The organism is Actinomadura rubrobrunea NBRC 15275, assembly GCF_001552235.1.
Lineage (GTDB): Bacteria > Actinomycetota > Actinomycetes > Streptosporangiales > Streptosporangiaceae > Spirillospora > Spirillospora viridilutea.
In genome coordinates this window covers 46,919-68,586 of record NZ_BCQU01000017.1, presented here as the reverse complement: position 1 = coordinate 68,586, position 21,668 = coordinate 46,919, and the positions used below count along the sequence as shown (strand labels likewise).

18 protein-coding genes and 1 tRNA gene are annotated in these 21,668 nt (G+C 72.4%); 15 read left to right on the top strand and 4 right to left on the bottom strand.

Going from position 1 to position 21,668, the window contains the following annotated elements:
* Positions 1 to 16 precede the first annotated feature (16 nt).
* The gene (locus tag AR3_RS32565; protein ID WP_067910685.1) at positions 17 to 2,833 is read left to right on the top strand and encodes an ATP-binding protein; all 2,817 of its coding nucleotides are present in this window, start codon (positions 17 to 19) and stop codon (positions 2,831 to 2,833) included.
* 37 nt (positions 2,834 to 2,870) lie between these two features.
* Here AR3_RS32565 and AR3_RS07750 read toward each other — a convergent pair whose 3' ends face one another.
* The 4 genes from AR3_RS07750 to AR3_RS07735 form a co-directional block, all read right to left on the bottom strand.
* Positions 2,871 to 3,242 carry a cupin domain-containing protein gene (locus tag AR3_RS07750; protein ID WP_217998484.1) on the bottom strand — a complete coding sequence of 124 codons (372 nt, stop codon included), beginning with the start codon at positions 3,240 to 3,242 and terminating at the stop codon, positions 2,871 to 2,873.
* Between the two features lie 47 nt (positions 3,243 to 3,289).
* Positions 3,290 to 3,817 carry a YbaK/EbsC family protein gene (locus AR3_RS07745; RefSeq protein ID WP_067910679.1) on the bottom strand — a complete coding sequence of 176 codons (528 nt, stop codon included), beginning with the start codon at positions 3,815 to 3,817 and terminating at the stop codon, positions 3,290 to 3,292.
* Positions 3,807 to 4,109 carry an ArsR/SmtB family transcription factor gene (locus tag AR3_RS07740; RefSeq protein WP_067910676.1) on the bottom strand — a complete coding sequence of 101 codons (303 nt, stop codon included), beginning with the start codon at positions 4,107 to 4,109 and terminating at the stop codon, positions 3,807 to 3,809. The genes AR3_RS07745 and AR3_RS07740 overlap by 11 nt, the downstream gene beginning before the upstream one ends.
* A 910-nt stretch (positions 4,110 to 5,019) precedes the next feature.
* Positions 5,020 to 5,091 (bottom strand) — tRNA-Arg (locus AR3_RS07735).
* 99 nt (positions 5,092 to 5,190) lie between these two features.
* On the opposite strand from AR3_RS07735, the gene AR3_RS07730 reads away from it, so the two are divergent.
* The 14 genes from AR3_RS07730 to AR3_RS07665 all read left to right on the top strand — a co-directional run bounded on the left by AR3_RS07730 (position 5,191) and on the right by AR3_RS07665 (position 21,620).
* Positions 5,191 to 5,574 (top strand): response regulator transcription factor, encoded by a 384-nt coding sequence (locus AR3_RS07730; RefSeq protein WP_390098246.1) that lies wholly within the window; start codon positions 5,191 to 5,193, stop codon positions 5,572 to 5,574.
* A gap of 21 nt (positions 5,575 to 5,595) precedes the next feature.
* Positions 5,596 to 6,279 (top strand): DALR anticodon-binding domain-containing protein, encoded by a 684-nt coding sequence (locus tag AR3_RS07725; RefSeq protein ID WP_083951059.1) that lies wholly within the window; start codon positions 5,596 to 5,598, stop codon positions 6,277 to 6,279.
* The gene (gene lysA, locus AR3_RS07720) at positions 6,276 to 7,667 is read left to right on the top strand and encodes a diaminopimelate decarboxylase (protein ID WP_067910669.1); all 1,392 of its coding nucleotides are present in this window, start codon (positions 6,276 to 6,278) and stop codon (positions 7,665 to 7,667) included. Before AR3_RS07725 ends, lysA begins: the two co-directional genes overlap by 4 nt.
* Before the next feature lie 32 nt (positions 7,668 to 7,699).
* Positions 7,700 to 8,995 carry a homoserine dehydrogenase gene (locus AR3_RS07715; RefSeq protein WP_067910666.1) on the top strand — a complete coding sequence of 432 codons (1,296 nt, stop codon included), beginning with the start codon at positions 7,700 to 7,702 and terminating at the stop codon, positions 8,993 to 8,995.
* 193 nt (positions 8,996 to 9,188) lie between these two features.
* Complete coding sequence (thrC, locus tag AR3_RS07710) at positions 9,189 to 10,256, top strand: threonine synthase (RefSeq protein ID WP_067910663.1); 1,068 nt, start codon at positions 9,189 to 9,191, stop codon at positions 10,254 to 10,256.
* Positions 10,253 to 11,230, top strand: coding sequence for a homoserine kinase (thrB, locus tag AR3_RS07705; RefSeq protein ID WP_067910660.1), 978 nt, complete (start codon positions 10,253 to 10,255; stop codon positions 11,228 to 11,230). The genes thrC and thrB overlap by 4 nt, the downstream gene beginning before the upstream one ends.
* Positions 11,231 to 11,718: 488 nt before the next feature.
* The gene (gene rho, locus AR3_RS07700) at positions 11,719 to 13,713 is read left to right on the top strand and encodes a transcription termination factor Rho (RefSeq protein ID WP_067910657.1); all 1,995 of its coding nucleotides are present in this window, start codon (positions 11,719 to 11,721) and stop codon (positions 13,711 to 13,713) included.
* A 283-nt stretch (positions 13,714 to 13,996) separates the two neighbouring features.
* Positions 13,997 to 15,304 (top strand): sensor histidine kinase, encoded by a 1,308-nt coding sequence (locus AR3_RS07695; RefSeq protein ID WP_067910726.1) that lies wholly within the window; start codon positions 13,997 to 13,999, stop codon positions 15,302 to 15,304.
* A 41-nt stretch (positions 15,305 to 15,345) separates the two neighbouring features.
* Positions 15,346 to 15,999, top strand: coding sequence for a response regulator transcription factor (locus AR3_RS07690; RefSeq protein ID WP_067910654.1), 654 nt, complete (start codon positions 15,346 to 15,348; stop codon positions 15,997 to 15,999).
* Between the two features lie 465 nt (positions 16,000 to 16,464).
* Entirely contained in the window at positions 16,465 to 16,689 is a 225-nt protein-coding gene (gene rpmE / locus AR3_RS07685) for a 50S ribosomal protein L31 (protein WP_067910651.1), read from the top strand.
* 223 nt (positions 16,690 to 16,912) lie between these two features.
* Positions 16,913 to 17,998, top strand: coding sequence for a peptide chain release factor 1 (gene prfA, locus AR3_RS07680; protein ID WP_067910649.1), 1,086 nt, complete (start codon positions 16,913 to 16,915; stop codon positions 17,996 to 17,998).
* Positions 17,995 to 18,855, top strand: a complete 861-nt coding sequence (prmC, locus tag AR3_RS07675) for a peptide chain release factor N(5)-glutamine methyltransferase (protein ID WP_067910646.1) — start codon at positions 17,995 to 17,997, stop codon at positions 18,853 to 18,855. Before prfA ends, prmC begins: the two co-directional genes overlap by 4 nt.
* Before the next feature lie 54 nt (positions 18,856 to 18,909).
* A complete protein-coding gene (locus AR3_RS07670) occupies positions 18,910 to 19,743 on the top strand; it encodes an L-threonylcarbamoyladenylate synthase (RefSeq protein ID WP_083951065.1) in 834 nt (277 codons plus the stop codon).
* Between the two features lie 812 nt (positions 19,744 to 20,555).
* Positions 20,556 to 21,620 carry a DUF2207 domain-containing protein gene (locus tag AR3_RS07665; RefSeq protein ID WP_067910640.1) on the top strand — a complete coding sequence of 355 codons (1,065 nt, stop codon included), beginning with the start codon at positions 20,556 to 20,558 and terminating at the stop codon, positions 21,618 to 21,620.
* The last annotated feature ends 48 nt before the right edge of the window (positions 21,621 to 21,668 follow it).

The window sequence follows — 21,668 nt, the reverse complement described above, 5'->3', positions numbered from 1 at the left end:
GCCTTAGACTCCGGGCGTGACCGCGTACGTGGGACGCCGGGACGTCCTAGGGGTCGTCATGCGCGCCGCCGGGGAGGCGCGACGCGGCGATCCGCACGCGGTGCTGGTGACCGGCCTGCCCGGGATGGGCAAGACCCGCCTTCTGAAGCAGGTCGGAGCGGACCTCGGGGACGCCGGAATGCGGGTGCTGCACGGCCCGTGCGTCGAGATGGGCGCCGAGGGCCTGCCGCTGGCGCCGGTCACCGCGGTGCTCCGCCAGCTCGTGGAGGACCCCGGCCCCGGCGAGCTGCGGCGGCTGCTGCCCGGCGTGGACGGGCTGCTGCGGCTGCTGCCCGAGCTCGATCCCGACCAGCGCGGCCCCGACCCGCGGGCCCGGCTGTTCGACCTGTTCACCGCGCTGATGCGCGGGCTCGGCGCACGGCGTCCCACGGCGCTGCTGATCGACGACCTGCAGTGGTCCGACCGGTCCACCCGCGACCTGCTGGAGGTGCTGGTCCGGGCGCCCCGTCCCGCCCCGGTGCTGCTCGTGGTCACCTGCCACGCGGACCTGGACGCCGGGCACCCGGTGCGCCGGTTCCTCGCCCGCTGGGCCCGCCTGGACCGGGTGCACCGGGCGACGCTCGAGCCGCTGTCGCGGACCGAGACGGCCGAACTGATCCAGGCGAAGGACGCGGCGTTCGCCGACCGGGTCTACCGGCGCTCGGGCGGCAACCCCCTGTACGCGCTGGAACTCGCGCACGCCGCGGACGGGGCCCTGCCGGACTCGCTGCGCGACCTGCTCCTGGCCCGCGTCCACGAGCTGCCCGAGCAGGCGCGGCGGCTGGTGGACGTGGCCGCGGTGGGAGGTCGCCGCGTGCCCCACGGCCTGCTCGCGGCCGCGTCCGGGCTGCCCGAGGTCGAGCTGCTGGACGCGTTGCGCGCCGCCGCCCAGGCCCGCGTCCTGATCCCCGAGGACGATCACTACGCGTTCCCGAACGGGCTGATCCTGGAAGCGGTCGTCGGGGAACTGCTGCCCGCCGAGCGCAAACGCCTGCACCGCGCGTACGCCGAGGCGCTCCGCGCCGACAGCGGACTCGTCCCGCCCGACCGGTACGCCGCGGAGCTCGCCTTCCACTGGCACGGTGCGGGCGCCGCCGCGGAGGCGCTGGCGGCCACGCTGGAGGCGGCACGCGTCGCCGAGCGGCTCTCCGCCCACGCCGAACAGGCGCAACTGCTCGAACGCGCCCTGGAACTATGGCCCCGGGTGCCCGAGGCCGAGCGGTACGGAACCGACCGGCTCACCCTGTACGAGTCGGCCGCCGCGGCCGCGAACTGGGCCGGGGAACCGCTCTGGGCACTCGAGTTGATCGACCGCGCGCTCGCCGAGGCGGACCCCGTCCACGAGCCCGCACGGGTCGCGGTGCTGCACGGCCAGCGCGGCCTGGCCCTGCAGAACCTCGGCCGCGACGGCGCGCTCACCGCCGTCCACGAGGCGCAGGCCTTGCTGCCCGCCGTGACCGGGCCGGCGCGCGCCCACGTCCTCAACCTGAGCGCGGCCGTGCTCACCATGCACGGTGCGGCCGAACGCGGACGCGACGCCGCGGCGGAGGCCGCCCGGCTGGCCGCCGAGCACGGCGACACCGCACTGGAGACCAACGCCTGCATCACCCTGGGCTGGGCCCTCACCGGCACCGGCGACCACGACGAAGCGTTGCGCGTCCTCGGCCGCGCACGCGACCTGGCACGCGACCACGACGACTTCGTCGGCGTCGCCCGCGCCTGCCTCAACATCGCCCTGACCCACAACACCCTCGGCCGGCACCCTGACGCGTGCGATGCCGCCCGGGAAGGTCTCGCCGCCGCCCACCGGGCCGGCCTGGACCGCACCATCGGCGCCCTGCTGACGGCCCGCCGCGGCGCGGCGCTCATCGCAATGGGCGAGTGGGACGACGCGGAGACGGTGCTCCGTTCCGCCCTCGAACTCGACCTGCAAGGAGCCGTGGCCGCCGATCTGCACCATCTCCTGGCGGAAACGGCCCTGGTGCGCGGCCAGTGGGAGACTGTTCGCGCCGAGACCGCATCGGCGGAAGCCCTGATGCGCGGCGGACCGTCCCGCCCGCAGACCGCCGCGCTCCAGGCCTGGCTGGCCGTCCACGACGACCGGCCCGAACACGCCTGCGATGTCCTCGTAGAGGCGCTGGCCGCCGCCGACGATGCCGCGGCCTGGCCCCTCCTGATGACCGCCGCCCGCATCGCCGCACTGCTCCGCCCGGTGACCACCGAGTCCCAGCAGGATCGCCTTACGGCCGAGCTGCGCGCCGCTCTGACCCGTCTCCCCACGGACTCCCCGTTGCGCGCGCAGTACGCGGCACACGTCACCGCCGAACTCACCGGAGACGCCTGGGATCAGGTGGCGGACGACTGGGATCGCCTAGAGCGGCCGTATGACGCCGCCTGCGCTCGTCTTCGAGCTGCGGAACGCTGTCTGGCGTCCAAAGACCGTCACGGCGCGGCGGACCGGCTGCGGACCGTCGCCGAAACCGCCGAACGCCTCGGCGCCGCGCCGCTGCTCGAGGAGGCCCAGGTGCTGGCGCGCAACGCGCATCTCACGCTCAGTCCGGACGCCCCGTCCCAGGACGGCGCCCTGGACCGCCTGAAGCTGACCGATCGCGAAACGGAGGTGCTGCGGCTGCTGGCCGCGGGATACACCAACCGGCAGATCGGCGAGAAGCTCTTCATCAGCGTGAAGACGGTGAGCGTGCACGTGTCCAACATCCTGGCCAAGCTGGGCGTCACCGGCCGCGGCGAGGCCGCCGCCACCGCCCACCGCCTCCGCCTCTTCGACGACACCTGACCCCGCAGGGCGCATGCGACCCGGTAGGGCCGTTGCGTCAGTCGCCGGTTGCCTTGACCCCCGCCTTCTCGATCATCAGGACGGCGCTGCGGACCGGGACGACGGGCCGGTGCAACATTCCGGCGGGGACGGTGAACGCCTGGCGGGGTCCGAGTTCGACGGTGTCGGCCCCCTCCAATTCGATGAGGAATTTGCCGTCCAAAACAAAGAAGAACTCGTCCTGCTCGTCATGCTTGTGCCAGTGGAACTCGCCCTGCATGACACCCAGCCGGACCCACACGTCCCCGACCTGGACGAGGGTCTGGTTGTACCAGGGCTCATCGACCTGGTCGATCAGAGCCTGCACGTCCATGGTCTCCAGGACGTTGAAAAGCGGTTCGTAGTGAATGACATAGTCGGCCTGCGGCACGGCTTCCTCCCAGTGCACAGCAATTCGCGCCCCTCGGGGCACCCAGATCAGGAGAGGGTGATAGGAGCGAGGCGGGGGTTGGCGAGTCGGACGTAATCGTCGGTGGCCAGGGCGATCGAGCGGTCCAGCCGGGCCGCGTTGAAGAACAGCTCCGGCGCCTTCAACAACGCCGGATCGGCGATGACCTCCAGGTCGGGGTGGTAGCTGAAGGGCAGCACGGTTCCGCTGGGGCTGCCGGCCAGTTCCTCGGCCTTCTCACGGCTGGCGAAGGCGGCGTAAGTCCCCGCGAAGAGCTCCTTGACCACTTGCAGATCCAGACGGGCGTCACCGGGCACCACGGCCAGCACGTACCGGGTCTGCCTCTTGCCGATCTTGACCATGACGATGAGGCACTTGGCGGCATGGGACACGTCGTTCCCGCGCAGGGCGCTGACCGCCTCGGTGCGTCCCTCGGGCGGATGGTCGATCAGCCGGTAGCGCGCCCCGGCGCCGTCCAGGTCCGCGATCAAACGCTCGTAGAGACCGGACCGGCTCTCTGCGGGAGCCGCGATCGTGCCGTCCAGTTCACCACTCACCGCTCAGCAACTCCTTGGCCTGTGCGATCCGATCCTCGTCGCGCCGGTAGAAGACCCACTGCTTGATCTTCTTGCCGCGTATCAGCCCGACCTGGGCGAGCACGCGCAGATGCTCGCCGCAGGTCGGCTGGGACACCCCCAGCTTCTGGGCGATGAACAGCGAGCAGACCCCGTCGCGCACCAGGTCGCCGTCGCGCTGCGGCGGGAAGTGCCGCTCGGGGTCGCGCAGCCACTCGAGGATCAGCAGACGCTTGTCGTTGGCCAGTGCCTTGACCAGCTCGACATCCAGCACGAAGGTATTATGGCAATTAGCTAATTACCTGTCTAGGATCCGCCGGCCGCCACGTGGCGTGAACCGGCCCAGCTTTCACCCCCACGCGGGCGGAGACTGGTTCGACGCGATCCCGCTATCGGCCGCGGGTCGCCATGGTCGTCGGGCGCAACCTGCACACCTCGGTCGCCTGCGCGCGTCCGTGCACACGCCGACCGACGCCGATCCGCCGCCGGAGGAGAAGCTCGTCCGGCTCGACGCCCCACTCGTCATGGGCGGCGGCCCGTCCCCGAGCGGACCGGGGCGCTGATCGGCAAGCCCGGCCATGCGGCGATGCGCGCCGGGGACCCCGTGCCCGCGCCGCATCCAGCCTGGACCACATATGGAACGCGGCGCGGTATGCGGCGCTCTACGGTCGCCTGCGGTGTCACCTGTCTCGGACATGCTCTGCCAGTTGTCCCAGGCCACAACACGGGAAACTGGCCGGTTGTTCTCGAGTGCCAGCCGTCCAAGCTGCGGCAGGGCATAGACAAGACGCAAGCGAAGGTGCTGACGGCGGCACCGGTGCAGCTACCCGCACGCAGACCCTATGACCTCTGTCACGTAGAGGTCTTGTGTGTGGGGGGAGTTGGGGGTTGCGCCGATGTTGTGGCCGAGCGGGCGGGGGGATGGCAGGAAGATGCTGCAAAAGATCCAACGCTGACGACTGGCGCTGGTGCGGGCGGATGAATGCCGCTCTTGGCGCGGAGGAGTCGGGTTTCGGGCCGGGCCCCATCACTTGGGCTGGTGGGAGGGGGTCCTGCCCCGTTCCGCGCATGCTCTGGGGCGCCGACGCACGGCGGCTTCCGGCGGCGCTCGGCCGCCGATGCACGAAACCCCGGTGACAGGCGTTGTGCCTGGTCGACCGGGGTTCTGGCTGGTCGCCTCTGGGTGCCCCCTGCAGGATTCGAACCTGCGCACACGGCTCCGGAGGCCGTTGCTCTATCCCCTGAGCTAAGGGGGCGGGCGCTCGGTGCGAGTAAAGGCTACCAGGATTGGCGGGCTGACGCGCACCTAAGCGTTCTTCGTGCGCGGACGGGGGGAGTCGACTACCTTCGTGGCCGTGACCGAGCCACTGGGACGCGTGCTGGTCGTGGACGACGATGAGGTGATCCGTCAGCTCATCGCCGTGAACCTGCAGTTGGAGGGGTTCGAGGTCGCGACGGCCGTGGACGGGCAGGACTGCCTGGACAAGGTGCGCGAGGTCGGGCCGGATGTGATCACGCTGGACGTGATGATGCCGCGGCTGGACGGGTGGGTGACCGCGGTGCGGCTGCGGCAGGATCCGGCGACGAGCCACATCAAGGTCGTGATGATCACAGCACGGGCGCAGGAGTACGACGTGCGGCGGGGGGAGGAGATCGGCGTGGACGCCTACGTGACCAAGCCGTTCGACCCCAACCATCTGATCCAGACGGTGCGGAAGCTGGCCGCGGTGTCCAAATAGTGGTCAGATAGTCTCACGAGGGTGACTCCAGCCGATGTGTGCGCTGCCCTCGCGGCCGCCGCCGGGGCCGACCCCGGCGAGGTGGCGCTCCGCTGCGTGGGGCCGGGCCGGTACGCCAGCCCGGTCGCGCTGCGCAAGGGGATACCGGCGCGGGTCGTGGCGGAGCGGCTCAAGGACGCGCCGGGGATCGCCGAGATCGGCGTCGACCGGGGGTTCGTCACGGTCCGTGTGGCGAGGCCCGAGGCTCTGCTGACCAGCATCGTGGAGGAGGGGCCCCGGTACGGGGCCGCCCCGCCCGTCGGCGGCGGCGCGCCGTGGCCGGAGTGGCCTCGGACGTTCGACAACCCCGGGTTCTGCGTGCGGTACGCCTACGCGCGTGCGGCGGCCGTGCGGAGGCAGGCCAAGGATCTGGGGGTGGATCCGGGGGAGCCCGTGGGGTTGGACGCCGAGGAGGAGCTCGCGCTCATCGGGGTGCTGGCCGAGCTGCCGGCGCGCGCCCGGCAAGGATCCCGGCCGTTGAAGCGTTATCTGGAACGGTTGGCCGGTGCCTATCACGACGTGCACGAGCGGTGCCCGGCGCTGCCGAAGGGCGAGGAGAAACCCGGGGCGGTGCACGCGGCCCGGGTGACGTTGGCGGAGGCCGCGCGCATCGCCCTCGGCAACGGCCTGAACGTGATCGGTGAGACCCCTAGAGAGCGGATATGAGCAGAGTGCACCCCGCGGGACCGAGGCACGCCGACGTCCTGCCCGAAGAACACCCGCTGCCCCCGGCGGACGATCTGAACGCGCTGGAGCCCCGGATCTGGCCGCGCAGCGCCAAGCGGGAGAACGGCGTGCTGCACGTGGGCGGGGTCGACGTGCGGGAGCTGGCGGAGAGGTTCGGCACGCCCCTGTTCGTCTACGACGAGGAAGACGTGCGGGCGCGCGCACGGGAGTACGCGGCCGCCTTCCATGACGGGGAGGTGCACTACGCGGGCAAGGCGTTCCTGTGCACGGCCGTCGCGCGCTGGCTCCACGAGGAGGGGCTGGGGCTGGACGTGTGCTCGGGGGGCGAGCTGGCCGTGGCCCTGGCGGCGGGCTTCCCGGTCGAACGCATCACCTTTCACGGGAACAACAAGTCCCTCGCCGAGTTGGAGAAGGCGCTGGACGCCGGGGTCGGACGCATCGTCGTCGACTCCTTCGAGGAGATCGCGCGGCTCGGCTATCTCGCCCAGGAGCGCGGCGTCCGGCCCAAGGTGATGGTGCGGGTCACCACCGGGGTCGAGGCGCACACCCACGAGTTCATCGCCACGGCCCACGACGACCAGAAGTTCGGGTTCTCCCGCAGCTCGGGGGCCGCGCTGGAGGCCGTCCGCAGGGTGCTGGCGCTCAGCCAGCTGGAGCTCGTGGGGCTGCACTCCCACATCGGCTCGCAGATCTTCGACACCGACGGCTTCGAGGTGGCGGCGCACCGGCTGGCCGAGCTGCTGGTAAAGATTCGCGATGAACACGGTCTGGAGCTGCCCGAGCTCGACCTGGGCGGCGGCTACGGTATCGCCTACGTCCCGGGGGACGAGCCGCACGACCCCAAGGCGATCGCCGACTCGCTGAGGGAGATCGTGGGGCGCGAGTGCCGCGCGTACGGGCTGGCCATGCCGCGACTCACCGTGGAGCCCGGCCGGGCGATCGTGGGGCCGGGCGGCGTTACCCTGTACCAGGTCGGCACCGTCAAGGACGTGGAGGGCCTGCGCACCTACGTCTCGGTGGACGGGGGGATGAGCGACAACATCCGCACCGCCCTGTACGGCGCCGAGTACACGTGCGTGTTGGCCAGCCGCGAGTCCGACGCGGCCCCCATGCTCAGCAGACTTGTCGGCAAGCACTGCGAGAGCGGCGACATCGTCGTGCGCGACCTGTGGTTGCCGAAAGATCTTTCGGTGGGCGACCTGGTGGCCGTGGCGGCCACCGGTGCGTACTGTCGCTCGATGGCCAGCAACTACAACTACGTGCCCCGACCCGCCGTGGTGGCGGTGCGCGACGGGGAGGCGCGGGTCATCGTCCGCCGGGAGACCGACGAGGACCTGTTGCGGCTGGATGCGGAGGTAGGAGTGTGAAACCTGGGCGGGGGACGCCTCGGCGGCTGAAGGTGGCGCTGCTCGGCTGCGGCGTCGTCGGCACCGAGGTGGTGCGGCTGCTGCGCGACCAGGCCGACGACCTGGCCGCACGGGTCGGCGTGCCGCTGGAGCTGGCCGGGATCGCGGTGCGGCGGCCGGACCGGGTCCGCCAGGGCGTGGACCCCGCGCTGCTCACCACCGACGCCCACACCCTGGTCACCCGGGACGACGTGGACATCGTCATCGAGGTGATCGGCGGCATCGAGCCCGCCCGCACGCTGCTGCTGGAGGCGATGAAGTCCGGCAAGTCGGTGATCACCGCGAACAAGGCGCTGCTGGCCGAGGACGGCGCGACGCTGTTCGCCGCCGCCCGCGAGTACGGGACGGACCTGTACTACGAGGCGTCGGTGGCGGGGGCGATCCCGCTGCTGCGGCCGCTGCGCGAGTCGCTGGTCGGTGATCACGTGCACCGGGTGCTCGGCATCGTCAACGGCACCACCAACTACATCCTCGACCAGATGGACACCCACGGCGCCGGGTTCAACGAGGCGCTGGAGGAGGCGCAGGCGCTCGGGTACGCCGAGGCCGACCCGACCGCCGACGTGGAGGGGTTCGACGCGGCGGCCAAGGCGGCGATCCTGGCGCAGCTGGCCTTCCACACCCCGGTGAGCGCCGCCGACGTGCACCGCGAGGGCATCACCGAGGTCACCAGCGCGGACGTGGCCGGGGCCAAGGAGATGGACAGCGTGGTCAAACTGCTGGCCATCTGCGAGCGGGTGCCCGCGGAGGACGGCGGCGCCGGCCGCCACGGGCGCGGCGTGTCGGTCCGGGTGCATCCGGCGATGATCCCGCGGTCGCACCCGCTGGCCAGCGTGCGCGAGGCGTACAACGCGGTGTTCGTCGAGGCCGAGTCGGCGGGCTCGCTGATGTTCTACGGCGCCGGCGCGGGCGGCGCGCCCACCGCGTCGGCGGTGCTCGGCGACCTGGTCGCGGTGGCCCGCAACCTGGTGGGCGGCGCGTCCGGCCCGGTCGAGGTGACCTACGCCGAGCTGCCGGTGCTGCCGATGGGGGAGACCGTCACCCGCTATTACATCCAGCTCGACGTGGCCGACCAGACGGGCGTGCTCGCCACGGTCGCCGAGGAGTTCGCGCGGCACGGCGTGTCGATCCAGGCGGTGCGGCAGGTCGGGCTCGGGGACGACGCCAAGCTCGTCGTGGTGACGCACCGCGCGCCGGACGCCGCGCTGTCGGCGACGGTGGACGGGCTGCGCCGCCTCGACATCGTCCGGAAGGTGTCCAGCGTCATGCGCGTCGAGGCCGACGAGTAGCGTCCGCGGCGGCGGTGGACGGGCGGCCGCCGCGGGGCGGCGGCCTCGCCCGCGCGGGCGGACGCGCTCGAGGCGGTGACGCGCCTGGCGGCGGACACCGGACAGGCCCGTGCGAACGGGCACGTCAAGCGGCCCCGGGCCGTGCCGGGGCTCTAGACTTTGCGCAAGACCGCAGGTCATCCAAGGAGCGACAGTGAACGGGACCGCCCGCGCGTGGCGCGGCTTGATCGAGGAGTACCGCGACCGGCTCCCGGTGACGGACCGGACCCCGGTGATCACTTTGCGGGAGGGCGGCACGCCGCTGGTGCCCGCCCCGCGGATCTCCCAGCTGACCGGCTGCGACGTCCATCTGAAGGTGGAGGGCGCCAATCCCACCGGGTCGTTCAAGGACCGCGGCATGACGGTGGCGATCAGCAAGGCCGCCGAGGACGGCGCCAAGGCGGTGATCTGCGCGTCCACCGGGAACACGTCCGCGTCCGCCGCGGCGTACGCGGTGCGGGCGGGCATGACCTGCGCGGTGCTCGTCCCGCAAGGCAAGATCGCCATGGGCAAGCTCGCGCAGGCGCTGGTGCACGGCGCCCGGCTGCTGCAGGTGGACGGCAACTTCGACGACTGCCTGGAGCTGGCGCGCAAGCTCGCCGTGGACTACCCGGTGGCGCTGGTCAACTCGGTCAACCCCTTCCGCCTGCAGGGGCAGAAGACCGCCGCGTTCGAGATCGTGGACGCGCTGGGCGACGCGCCCGACGTCCACTGCCTGCCGGTCGGCAACGCCGGCAACATCTCCGCCTACTGGATGGGCTACAAGGAGTACGCCGCCGACGGCGTCGCGTCCAAGACCCCGCGCATGCTGGGCTTCCAGGCCAGCGGGGCCGCGCCGTTCGTCCGCGGCGGGCCGGTGGCCAACCCGTCGACGATCGCGACCGCGATCCGCATCGGCAACCCGGCGTCGTGGGACCTGGCGGTCGCGGCGCGCGACGAGTCGGGCGGCGCGATCGACGCCGTCACCGACCGGCAGATCCTGGCCGCCTACCGGCTGCTGGCCCGCGAGGAGGGCGTGTTCGTCGAGCCCGCGTCGGCGGCGAGCGTGGCGGGGGTGCTGCAGGCCGCCGAGCAGGGGATCGTGCCGCGCGGCTCCCGAGTGGTGTGCACCGTGACCGGCAACGGCCTCAAGGACCCCGACTGGGCGATCTCCGGCGCGCCCGCCCCCACGACGGTGAAGGTGGACGCGCACGCCGCCGCGTCCGCCCTGGGCCTGGCGTGAGCCGCGCCGGGACGGCCCGGGGGCCGGTGCGGGTGCGGGTGCCGGCGACCAGCGCCAATCTCGGCCCCGGGTTCGACTCGCTCGGGTTGGCCTTGAGCCTGTACGACGACGTCGAGGTGGACGTCGACGTCGACGGCCGGCGCTTCACCGGCCTGTCCATCGAGGTGGACGGCGAGGGCGCCGAGGTGGCCGAGCGCGGGGAGAGGCACCTGATCGTCAGCACCCTGCGCCGGGCGTTCGAGGCGATCGACGAGCGCGCGCCCGCCGCCGTCGGGACGGACTGGGCGGGGCTCCGGCTGCGCTGCGTCAACCGCATCCCGCACAGCCGAGGGCTGGGCTCGTCGTCCGCCGCGATCGTCGCGGGCGTCGTCGCCGCCCGTCGCCTGCACCCCCACGGGCACCTGCTGGACGACGACGCGGCGCTGGCGCTGGCCACCGAGATCGAAGGGCATCCCGACAACGTCGCGCCGTGCCTGGCGGGCGGCCTCACGGTCGCGTGGACCACCCCGTCGGGGCCCCGCCTCGTCCGGCTCGACCCCAAGGTCGAGCAGGTCGTGGCGTTCGTGCCGGAGACGCGGCTGGCCACCGAGCGCGCGAGGGGGCTGCTGCCCGACAGCGTGCCGCACGCCGACGCCGCCGCCAACGCGGGGCGCGCCGCCCTGCTCATCGCCGCGCTCACCCAGGGGCTCGGCCCCGAGGTGCTGCTGGACGCGACCGAGGACCGCCTGCATCAGTCGTACCGGGCTCCCGCCATGCCGGAATCGGCCGCGTTGGTGGAAACACTCCGCGCCAAGGGCGTTCCCGCGGTGATTTCAGGGGCAGGTCCTACTGTCCTGGCCTTCACAACCGCATCACAAGTTGATTCGATGGGCCCGGAAGTGGGTAATGGGTGGCACAAACACCCGCTGGACGTCGCCCCCCAAGGTGCCCGCGTTCAGCCCGATGGTTCCGACGGTCCCGGCATCCGGCCCTGAGAGGGCGCGGACGTTCCTGGATCCCGACGTCCGGACGGCCGTGACGCCGCGCGAGGGGGATGGGGGCTGGTGCGGCGCTCCGGCGGGGTGCAACGATCCAGCTAGGTAAAATGCGAAGACATCGACCTCTGGGGAATAGCAGTGCGCCCTGGTGATGTTAGGCTGATTGCCGCACCAGATGCCCCGTTCGGGGCCGTGCGCTTGTCAGCCACGCGTCACCTGTTCGGCCCTTCGGTCGTGTCGGTCCCGCGTACTAGGCTTCCCGACACCGTGACATCCCGTTGTCAGCCGTTCCAGCGATACTACGGACGTGGCGGTAGCGGGGACGACGCGAGAACCGTTTCGACCATCATCTGGCTGTGCCCAGAAAACGCAGATCGCGGCCCCATCGTGATCCGCGGAGCCCGACTCGGCGCCCCCGCCGGGCCGCACCACCGGGTTGCCTGGCCGCCAATCGGCCTACACCCGCTCCCTGGGAAGGACCCTTAGTGAGCGAATCCAGCGAACTCCTTACGGACGCAACGAGCAAGGCACCTGCCGCCGAGGCCGGCGAGAACACCGAGGCCCCCGCGGAGCGTGCCACCCCCCGGCGTCGCCGGTCCGGCACCGGCCTTTCGGCCATGGTGCTTCCTGAACTGAAGGCGCTCGCGTCCAGCCTCGGCATCACCGGCACGACCGGGATGCGCAAGAGCCAGCTCATCGCCGCCATCCAGGAGAAGCAGGGCGGCGCCCAGGCGGAGGGCTCGGCCGGGGGCGAGCAGGGAGCCGCTGCCACCAAGACCGAGCGCCCGCGCCGCAGCCGCTCGTCCGCCGCCAAGCGCGACGCCGCCGAGGGCCAGACCACCATCAGCACCGAGACCGCCGGCGCCGCGGACGCCGCGTCGGACAAGACCTCCGACGACGGGGCCGCCAAGGCCGCGGACAAGGCGTCCGACACGCCGTCGGACAAGCCCGCCGACAGGGCCTCGGACAAGGCCGACAAGGGCGACCAGTCCGCCGAGAAGGCCGACCAGGGCGGCGCCAAGGGCGACGGCAAGGCCGACGGCAAGGGCGACCGCGAGCGCGACGCCGAGCGGCCCGCCGCGGCGCACAGCGGCAAGGCCGACGGCGAGGACGGCGAGACCCAGAGCGGGCGCGACGGGGGCCGCGACGGCGCTCGCGAGGGCGGCCGCCAGCGCGGCCGCAACGGCCGCGACCAGCAGGGCCGCCAGCGCGGCGGCCAGGGCTCGGGCCAGTCGTCCGACGACGACAACGAGGGCGGCGGCCGCCGGCGGGGCCGCCGGTTCCGCGAGCGCAACCGCGGCCGGGGCCGCGGCGAGCGCTACGAGGAGCCGGTGATCAACGAGGACGACGTCCTCATCCCGGTCGCCGGGATCCTGGACATCCTCGACAACTACGCCTTCATCCGCACCACCGGCTACCTGGCCGGGCCCAACGACGTGTACGTCTCCCTGGCCCAGGTCCGCAAGAACGGCATGCGCAAGGGCGACGTCATCACCGGCGCCGTGCGGCAGCCGCGCGAGGGCGAGCGGCGGGAGAAGTTCAACGCGCTGGTCCGGGTCGACACCATCAACGGGATGGAGCCCGAGCAGGCCAAGAACCGCGTCGAGTTCTCCAAGCTGACGCCGCTGTACCCGCAGGAGCGGCTGCGCCTGGAGACCGAGCCGAACGTGCTCACCACGCGGATCATCGACCTGGTGTCGCCGATCGGCAAGGGCCAGCGCGGTCTGATCGTCTCGCCGCCCAAGGCCGGCAAGACCATGGTGCTCCAGGCGATCGCGAACGCGATCACCAAGAACAACCCCGAGTGCCACCTGATGGTGGTGCTGGTGGACGAGCGGCCCGAAGAGGTCACCGACATGCAGCGGTCGGTGAAGGGCGAGGTGATCCACTCGACCTTCGACCGTCCCGCCGAGGACCACACCACGGTCGCCGAGCTGGCCATCGAGCGGGCCAAGCGGCTGGTGGAGCTGGGCCACGACGTGGTCGTGCTGCTCGACTCGATCACCCGTCTGGGCCGCGCGTACAACCTGGCCGCGCCCGCGTCGGGCCGCATCCTGTCCGGTGGTGTGGACTCCACCGCGCTGTACCCGCCCAAGCGGTTCTTCGGCGCGGCCCGCAACATCGAGAACGGCGGCTCGCTGACCATCCTCGCCACCGCGCTGGTGGAGACCGGGTCCCGCATGGACGAGGTCATCTTCGAGGAGTTCAAGGGCACCGGCAACATGGAGCTCAAGCTCAACCGGCAGCTCGCCGACAAGCGGATCTTCCCCGCGGTGGACGTGGAGGCGTCCGGCACCCGCAAGGAGGAGATCCTCATGCCGCCGGAGGAGCTGCGCGTGGTGTGGCAGCTGCGCCGCGTGCTGCACGCCCTGGACACCCAGCAGGCGCTGGAGCTCCTCATCGAGAAGATGAAGGAGACCAAGTCCAACGCCGAGTTCCTGCTGCAGGTCCAGAAGACCACGGTCGCCGACGACCGCTGACCTTCCGAAGGCCGCGGGGGCGTGCGCGCCCCCTCGAAACCGCGAAGTCACCGACCCGTGCGTGACGGGGGTCGTCGCGGTGCGCGCGACGACCACCCCCTTCCCGACCGTCCGTGCGCGGGGCCGGGACGTCCGCCGTCCGGCATGACGGTCGCTTCGCGTCCGAACCGGGGTGGGGATAGCCCCACCCCGGATCTGGCGGAGCGCTCCATGGTCCCGGGATCGGCGCGCGGGCAGGCTGGCTCGTGACGGCGAACCCGGGACGGAGGTCGATGTGGGCGAGATGAGGGGCGGCGGGGCCTCGATCGTTGACCTGCCATGGCGTCCGCTGCCCATGGCGCGGTCCGGGCTGGTCTGGCGGTCGGCGGTGTACCAGGCGGTCAGCCTGGCGTTCGGGCTCACCTGGTTCGTCGGCCTGGTCGTGGGGCTGACCCTGTCCACCGCGCTGGTCCTCATCTGGGTGGGCATCCCGATGCTCGCCGCGATGATGGTGCTGTGGCGGGTGGCCGCGGTGCTGGAGCGGACGCTGGCGCGGCTGGCGTTCGGGATCGAGATCCCGACGCCGTACCGGCCGCTGCCGAGGGGGCGCGACCCGCTGGCCAAGCTGAAGGTCATGGCCGCCGATCCGGCGACCTGGAAGGACCTGGTCTACCTGTTCCTGCGGTTTCCGCTGTCGCTGGTGGAGTTCGCCGCCGCGGTGGCGATGTGGTCGGCGACCGGCGTGCTGCTGTTCCTGCCGGTGATCACGGCGTTCTCGGGCGGGGGCGTGGAGGTCAACTTCGCGGTCGTGTCGTTCTGGGTGCAGAACCCGCTGGGCGCGCTGCCGGCGGTGCCGGTGGGGCTCGTGATGCTGGCGCTGTCCCTGTACGCCGTGCGCGGGCTGGCGATCGGGCACGCGGTGCTGGCGCGGGTGCTGCTCGGCCCCAGCGCCTCGCAGGCCGAGAACCGCGAGCTGCGGGCCCGCACCGAGCGGCTGCAGGCCAGCCGGGCGCGCGGGGTGGACGCCGCCGAGTTCGAACGCCGCCGCATCGAGCGCGACCTGCACGACGGCGCGCAGCAGCGGCTGCTGGCGGTGGCCATGGACATCGGCCGCGCCCGCGCCAAGCTCGACGACGACCCCGAGGGCGCGCGGGCGCTCATCGAGCAGGCGCACCAGGGCACCAAGGAGGCCATCGCCGAGCTGCGCGACCTGGCCCGCGGCATCTACCCGGCGATCCTGAGCGACCGGGGCCTGGACGCGGCGATCTCCGGGCTGGCCGGGCGGGCGCCGGTGCCCGTCGAGGTCGCGGTGGACCTGCCGGAGCGTCCGCCCGCCGCGGTGGAGAGCATCGCCTACTTCATCGTCGCCGAGTGCCTGACCAACATCGCCAAGTACGCGCGGGCGACCCTCGCCACGGTGCGGGTCGCCCGGGAGGACGGCTGGGTGGTCGTCGAGGTCACCGACAACGGCGTGGGCGGCGCGGTGGCGCGTCCGGGCGGCGGGCTGGCGGGGCTGGCCGATCGCGCCGCCACGATCGACGGGCTGCTGACCGTCGACAGCCCCGTCGGCGGCCCCACGGTCGTCCGCGCGGACCTGCCCTGCACGTGGTAGGCCGCGCCCGGCGGGGGCCGGGCGCGACGATAATCGATGGCATGCGGGTGGTGATCGCCGAAGACTCGGTGCTGCTGCGGGAAGGGCTCGTCCGGCTGCTGGCGGACGCCGGGATCGAGACGGCGGCCGGGGTCGGCGACGGGCCGGGCCTGCTGGCGGCGGTGGAGGAGCACCGACCCGACCTGGCCATCGTGGACGTGCGGATGCCGCCCTCCTTCACCGACGAGGGCCTGCGCGCCGCCCTGGAGGTGCGGGCCCGCCGGCCCGGCACGCCCATCCTGGTGCTGTCGCAGTACGTGGAGGAGCGCTACGCCACCGACCTGATCGGCGGCGGCGCCGAGGGCGTGGGCTACCTGCTGAAGGAGCGGGTGTCCGACGTGGCCGACTTCATCGACGCGGTGCGCCGGATCGCCGCGGGCGGCACCGTGATCGACCCGGAGGTGATCGGCCAGCTGCTCGGCCGCCGCCGCACCGGGGACCCGCTGGCCGCCCTCACCCCCCGCGAGCACGAGGTGCTGGCGCTGATGGCGGAGGGCCGCTCCAACGCGGCGATCGCCGAGAAGCTCGTCGTCACCGAGGGCGCCGTGGAGAAGCACATCTCCAACATCTTCATGAAGCTGGGACTGCAGCCCGCCCAGGGCGGCCACCGCCGCGTCATGGCGGTGCTGACCTACCTGGGCCGCAACGCGTCCTGACCGCGCGGCGGAGGCGTCCCTCCGCGACCGGAGACGCCCGGCGGCTCGAGGACGGCCGCCGTCGGCGAGGCCGCGCATCGCGATCGTCCGGCCGTCGAGGGCGAGCGCGACGCGGAGCGCGGTGGGCGCCCGCACTGACAGCGTGGGCGTGCCCGTTGCGCCATGCCGCGCCCTGCAGTCCCGTCCATGCGCATGTCAGGAGATGTCACCCGCGCACGCTCATTGCGGGCGCTTGGGGCGGCCCACGCGGGGAACACTTCCCCCCCGGATGCGTGCGATGGGCTGCGGATTCTCAGGTACGCCGCGGCGCGGCGACCCCGGCTCGGGAATGCCCGATGACCTCGGCACGTTCGGGGATCTGGCACACTTGGAGTGCAACCGCTGCGGTACCGGTTCACGCCTCCCAGATCAACCTGACGGGCACCGGGGAGAGCGCCCGGCGACCGCTCCGAGGCGAGGAGAAGCATGAAGCCCGATATTCACCCTAAGTACGTCGTCACGACCGTGACGTGCACGTGCGGCAACACCTTCGAGACCCGAAGCACCGCCGAGAACGGCGTCATCCACGCCGACGTGTGCTCCAGCTGCCACCCGTTCTACACGGGCAAGCAGAAGATCCTGGACACCGGCGGCCGCGTCGCCCGCTTCGAGCAGCGCTTCGGCAAGAAGGCGGGCCGCAAGAAGGGGTGAGCGGAGCGACCGAGACCGGCCCGGGGACGACGCGTGTTCCCGGGCCGTTCGAAGTCCGGCTCCGCCGCCCCGCCGCAGTAGTCCGACCGACCATCCCACCCCGGCCGACCTCCCGGCCCCGGCCGACCCTCGGGCCCCGATCGACGTTCCGGCCCCGGCCGTACCGCGGGCGCCGCCGGTCCGCCGGCTCGAAGGCCGCCACCAGGCCGGAGACGACGACACCGTGAAGATCGACGATCTCATCCGCGAATACGCCGACATCGAGGCCAGGCTCGCCGACCCGGGTGTGCACGCCGACCAGGCCCTGGCGCGCCGGCTGGGCCGCCGCTACGCCGAGCTCCGGCCGATCGTCGAGACCCAGCGGGAGATCACCGCCGTCGAGGACGACCTGGCGGCCGCGCGCGAGCTGGCCGGGGAGGACCCCGCGTTCGCCGCCGAGGCCGAGGAGCTGGAGCGGCGCCGCGACGAGCTGACCGAGCGGCTGCGCCGCCTGCTGCTGCCGCGCGACCCCAACGACGGCAAGGACGTCATCCTGGAGATCAAGGCGGGCGAGGGCGGCGAGGAGTCGGCCCTGTTCGCCGGGGATCTGCTGCGGATGTACTTGCGCTACGCCGAGCGCTCCGGCTGGAAGACCGAGATCCTCGACGCGCACCCCTCCGACCTGGGCGGCTACAAGGACGTGACCGTCGCGGTGAAGTCGCGTCCGGGCCAGGAGGAGGGGGTGTGGACGCGGCTGAAGTACGAGGGCGGCGTGCACCGCGTGCAGCGGGTGCCGGTCACCGAGTCGCAGGGCCGCATCCACACCAGCGCCGTCGGGGTGCTCGTCACCCCGGAGGCCGAGGAGGTCGAGGTCGAGATCGACCCGAACGACCTGCGCATCGACGTGTACCGCTCGTCCGGGCCGGGCGGGCAGAGCGTCAACACCACCGACTCGGCCGTGCGGATCACCCACATCCCGACCGGCGTCGTCGTCTCCTGCCAGAACGAGAAGAGCCAGCTGCAGAACAAGGAGCAGGCGATGCGGATCCTGCGCTCCCGGCTGCTGGCCATGGCGCAGGAGGAGGCGGACGCGGCGGCGGCGGCCGAGCGCAAGAGCCAGGTGCGCACCGTCGACCGGTCCGAACGGGTGCGCACGTACAACTTTCCGGAGAACCGCATCTCCGACCACCGCGTCGGATACAAGGCGTACAACCTCGACCAGGTCCTGGACGGCGATCTGCACAACGTCACGCAGGCGCTGGTGGACGCCGACATGAAGCGCAGACTGGCCGAGGCGGGACAGGCCCACGAGGCGCAACCGTCATCATGAACCTGCTGCTCGACGAGGTCGCACGGGCGACCGCGCGGCTGGCCGACGCCGGGGCCGCCTCGCCCCGCGCCGACGCCGAGGAGCTGGCCGCCGCGGTGCACGGGGTGCCCCGAGGCGAGCTGCACACCGTGCCCGACGCCGCGTTCGACGCCCGCTTCTGGGAGTACGTGGCGCGGCGCGAGGCGGGCGAGCCGCTGCAGCACATCACCGGCCGCGCGTACTTCCGCTACCTGGAGCTGAAGGTCGGCCCGGGGGTGTTCATCCCGCGTCCGGAGACCGAGGTCATGGTCGGCTGGGCGCTGGAGACGCTGCGCGACATGGACGTGCGCGACCCCCTGGTGGTCGACCTCGGCACCGGCTCGGGGGCGATCGCGCTGTCCATCGCCCTGGAGGCGCCGCGGGCGCGCGTGCACGCGGTGGAGAAGGACCCCACCGCCTTCGTCCACGCCACCCGCAACGTCGAGGAGCTGGACGAGCGGGGCCGGGTCCGGCTGCACCTGGACGACTTCGCCACCGCGCTGGCCGAGCTGAACGGCACCGTCGACCTGGTGATCAGCAATCCGCCGTACATCCCGATGTCCGAGTGGGAGCACGTGCCCAAGGACGTGCGCGACCACGACCCGGCGGCGGCGCTGTGGGGCGGGGGCGACGACGGCCTGGACGCCATCCGCGTGGTGGAGCGGACGGCGCGGCGGCTGCTGCGGCCCGGCGGGTACGCGGCGGTCGAGCACAGCGATCAGCAGGGCAACGCCGTCTACTGGATCTTCGCCGAGGAGAACGGCTGGCGCGACGTGCGCAACCGCCGCGACCTGACCAACCGCGACCGCTTCGTCACCGCCCGCCTGGGCAGCGACTGACGCCGCGTCCGGGGCGGGGCCGGGCGGCGGTGCGGACATGGAAGGATGAGCACCGTGAGCCGACGTTATGACTGCGCCGCCGACCCCATGGAGCGCACCCGGGGGATCGCCGAGGCGGTCTCGGCGGTGCGGCGCGGAGAGCTGATCGTGCTGCCCACCGACACCGTGTACGGCGTCGGCGCCGACGCCTTCACCCCGGCCGCCGTGACCGCCCTGCTCAACGCCAAGGGCCGCGGCAGGGAGATGCCCCCGCCGGTGCTCGTGGGCTCCGTACGGGCCGCCACGGCGCTCGTGGAGGACCTCGGGCTGTACGGGCAGGACCTCATCGACGAGTTCTGGCCCGGCGCCCTGACGCTCGTCTGCCGCGCCAACCGGAACCTGGTGTGGGACCTGGGCGACACCAAGGGCACCGTCGCGGTGCGGATGCCCATGCACGAGCTGGCCGTGGAGCTGCTCAAGGAGACCGGCCCGCTGGCCGTCAGCAGCGCCAACCTCAGCGGCCGTCCCGCGGCCCGCTCGGTCGAGGAGGCCGAGAAGATGCTGGGCGACGCGGTGTCGGTGTACCTGGACGACGGCCCGGCGGGCGAGGGCCCGCCGTCGACGATCGTGGACCTCACCGGGTCGATCCCGCGGCTGCTGCGCCCCGGGGCGATCCCCGAGGACAAGATCCGCGCCGTGGTGGGCGTCCTGCTGACCGACGAGGACGACAAGGACGACGTGGACGACGGGAACGAGACGGGCGAATCGCCTGCGAAGGAGTCGGCCGCCGTATCCTTGGACAAGTCCGCCCCGGCCGATGAAAAGGGCGAGGAATCCGCCGAGAAGAAGGCTGAGCAAAAGGCCGAGTCTCCTGTCGAATCGTCCCTTAAGAAGGACGAGACGAAGTAATCCGCCGCGTAATCGCCGCCCTGGGAGAGGGCACGGAAGAAGCCAGCCGAGGCGTCCGATCGCACGATTTTCTGTCGGCGTGCGCACTGGATGGTGCGTTTTGTGACAGGAGCGACGCTGCATTCGCGTGCGTCCGGATGGCCGGTGAGAACCGCGCTGAAGCACCGGTCGTATCGCTTCTGATTGGTCCGGTCGGTCGGCCTACCGCCGATGGGAGATGTGGACCGCGCTGTGTGCGGTCAGTCCTTTCCGGTGGTCAGGACCTGCACGGTCGCGCTCTGCAGATCGGTTCCCGGGCCTGGCTGTCGACCCGGCGATGTGATGCGCGCTGCGGTTCGCGCGAACGTCCCGTCGGCCCCCCTGACGCTGCGGGCGCCACTGGTCGTCCACGAACAGGCTGCGCGCCCGCGGCCGCGAAATCGAGTCTTGATAACGGCGGTCTGACGACGACTGCATTGGCGACGTGTCGCATTCCATGCGCGGCCATGGTGCCGCCGGGAAGGCGAAGAGTTCGATGCCGGCGCAGACGAAGACGTTCGCCAGGAAAGGTCGTCATGCATTCCTAGAGAACCCGCCCGCCTGAACCTTCCTTTCGGTGCAGGGCGTCCGCCGCGGGGTGTCGTGTCGTCCTTCTCATGGTCACGCATCGACCATGGGACGTAACCTGGACGGGGAGAGGCCGCCGACTGCGGAGAGTAATAGCGTCATTACGACCATGGTGCGTGTCGGGCGGTGACAGTATGCCTCTCGTGCGTGGCCGGGGCCGGGCGCGGACGGTCGCTCTCGGTGTTCTTCCGACGATCGTCGGTCTCGTGCTGCTCACCCTCCTGGCGCCGCCGTGCGCGGCGGCCGCGCGGTCGCAGCCGGGCGGGGACGGCGCGGACCGGGCCGACGCGCATCCGGCGGGCGCGGACCTCGGGCCGGAGGAGTTCGAGAGCATCCCGGCCTACGACGTCGTCCTGACGATCGCCACGAACGGCGATCTGCACGTGCGGGAGACGATCACCTACGACTTCGACGCGGGCGGCGCGCACGGGATCGTCCGGCGGCTGCCGTACCGGATCGGCGACCGGCTGTACGAGATCCGCGGCGTGCGGGCCAGTTCGTCGACCGGGGCCCCGGCGCGGCCGCGGACCCGCCGGTGGTGGCACGACCTGCTGATCAGCGTCGGGGACGAGGACCGCGCCGTCCGGGGCCGGCAGGCGTACGTGATCGAGTACACGGTGACGGGGGCGTTCACGCCGGGAGATGTTCACGATGAGCTGAATTGGGACGCTCTCGGCGGGGCGTGGGAGGTGCCGATCCGGGAGGCCGCCGTGCGGGTGGAGGCCCCGGTGGTGCTGCGCAAGGCGCGGTGCCGTGCCGGGACGAGCGCCGCCGGCACCCCGTGCCTGCGGGACCGCGACGGCCCCTACGCGATCGAGTTCACCCAGAGCGCGCTGCGTCCGCGGGAGAGCATGTTCATCACGGTGCGGCTGCCCAAGGGGGCGATCACGGTGCCGCCGCCGCGGCACGCCCCGCCGCACTGGGCGGTCACCTGGGCCGGGGCCGGGCTGCTCGCACTCTCCCTGGCCGGCGTCGCGGCGGCCGCCCGCGGCGCGAGGGCCGCGCCGATCGGGCTGGAGGCCGGGCCGGGCAGGTCGCAGGCCGTGCCGGTGGAGCGAGGGGCCCTGCTCGCCGTCCTCGGCGGCGCGCTGGTGGTGGCGGACGTGGCGGACGAGGTCAGGGCGCACGGGGCGTGGGCCGTCTCGATCGGGGACGCGAGCATGGCGGGGGTCGGGGCGGCCGCCGTGGGGAGCGCCGTCGTCTGCCTCCACCGGTTCCGGATGCGGATCACACGACGGCGGCCGGGCGAGGGGAATAAAGTGGGGCGGTGAACCGCCGGTGCGAACCGATCGCGTCCGGCGGACATCTGTTTTGTTGTC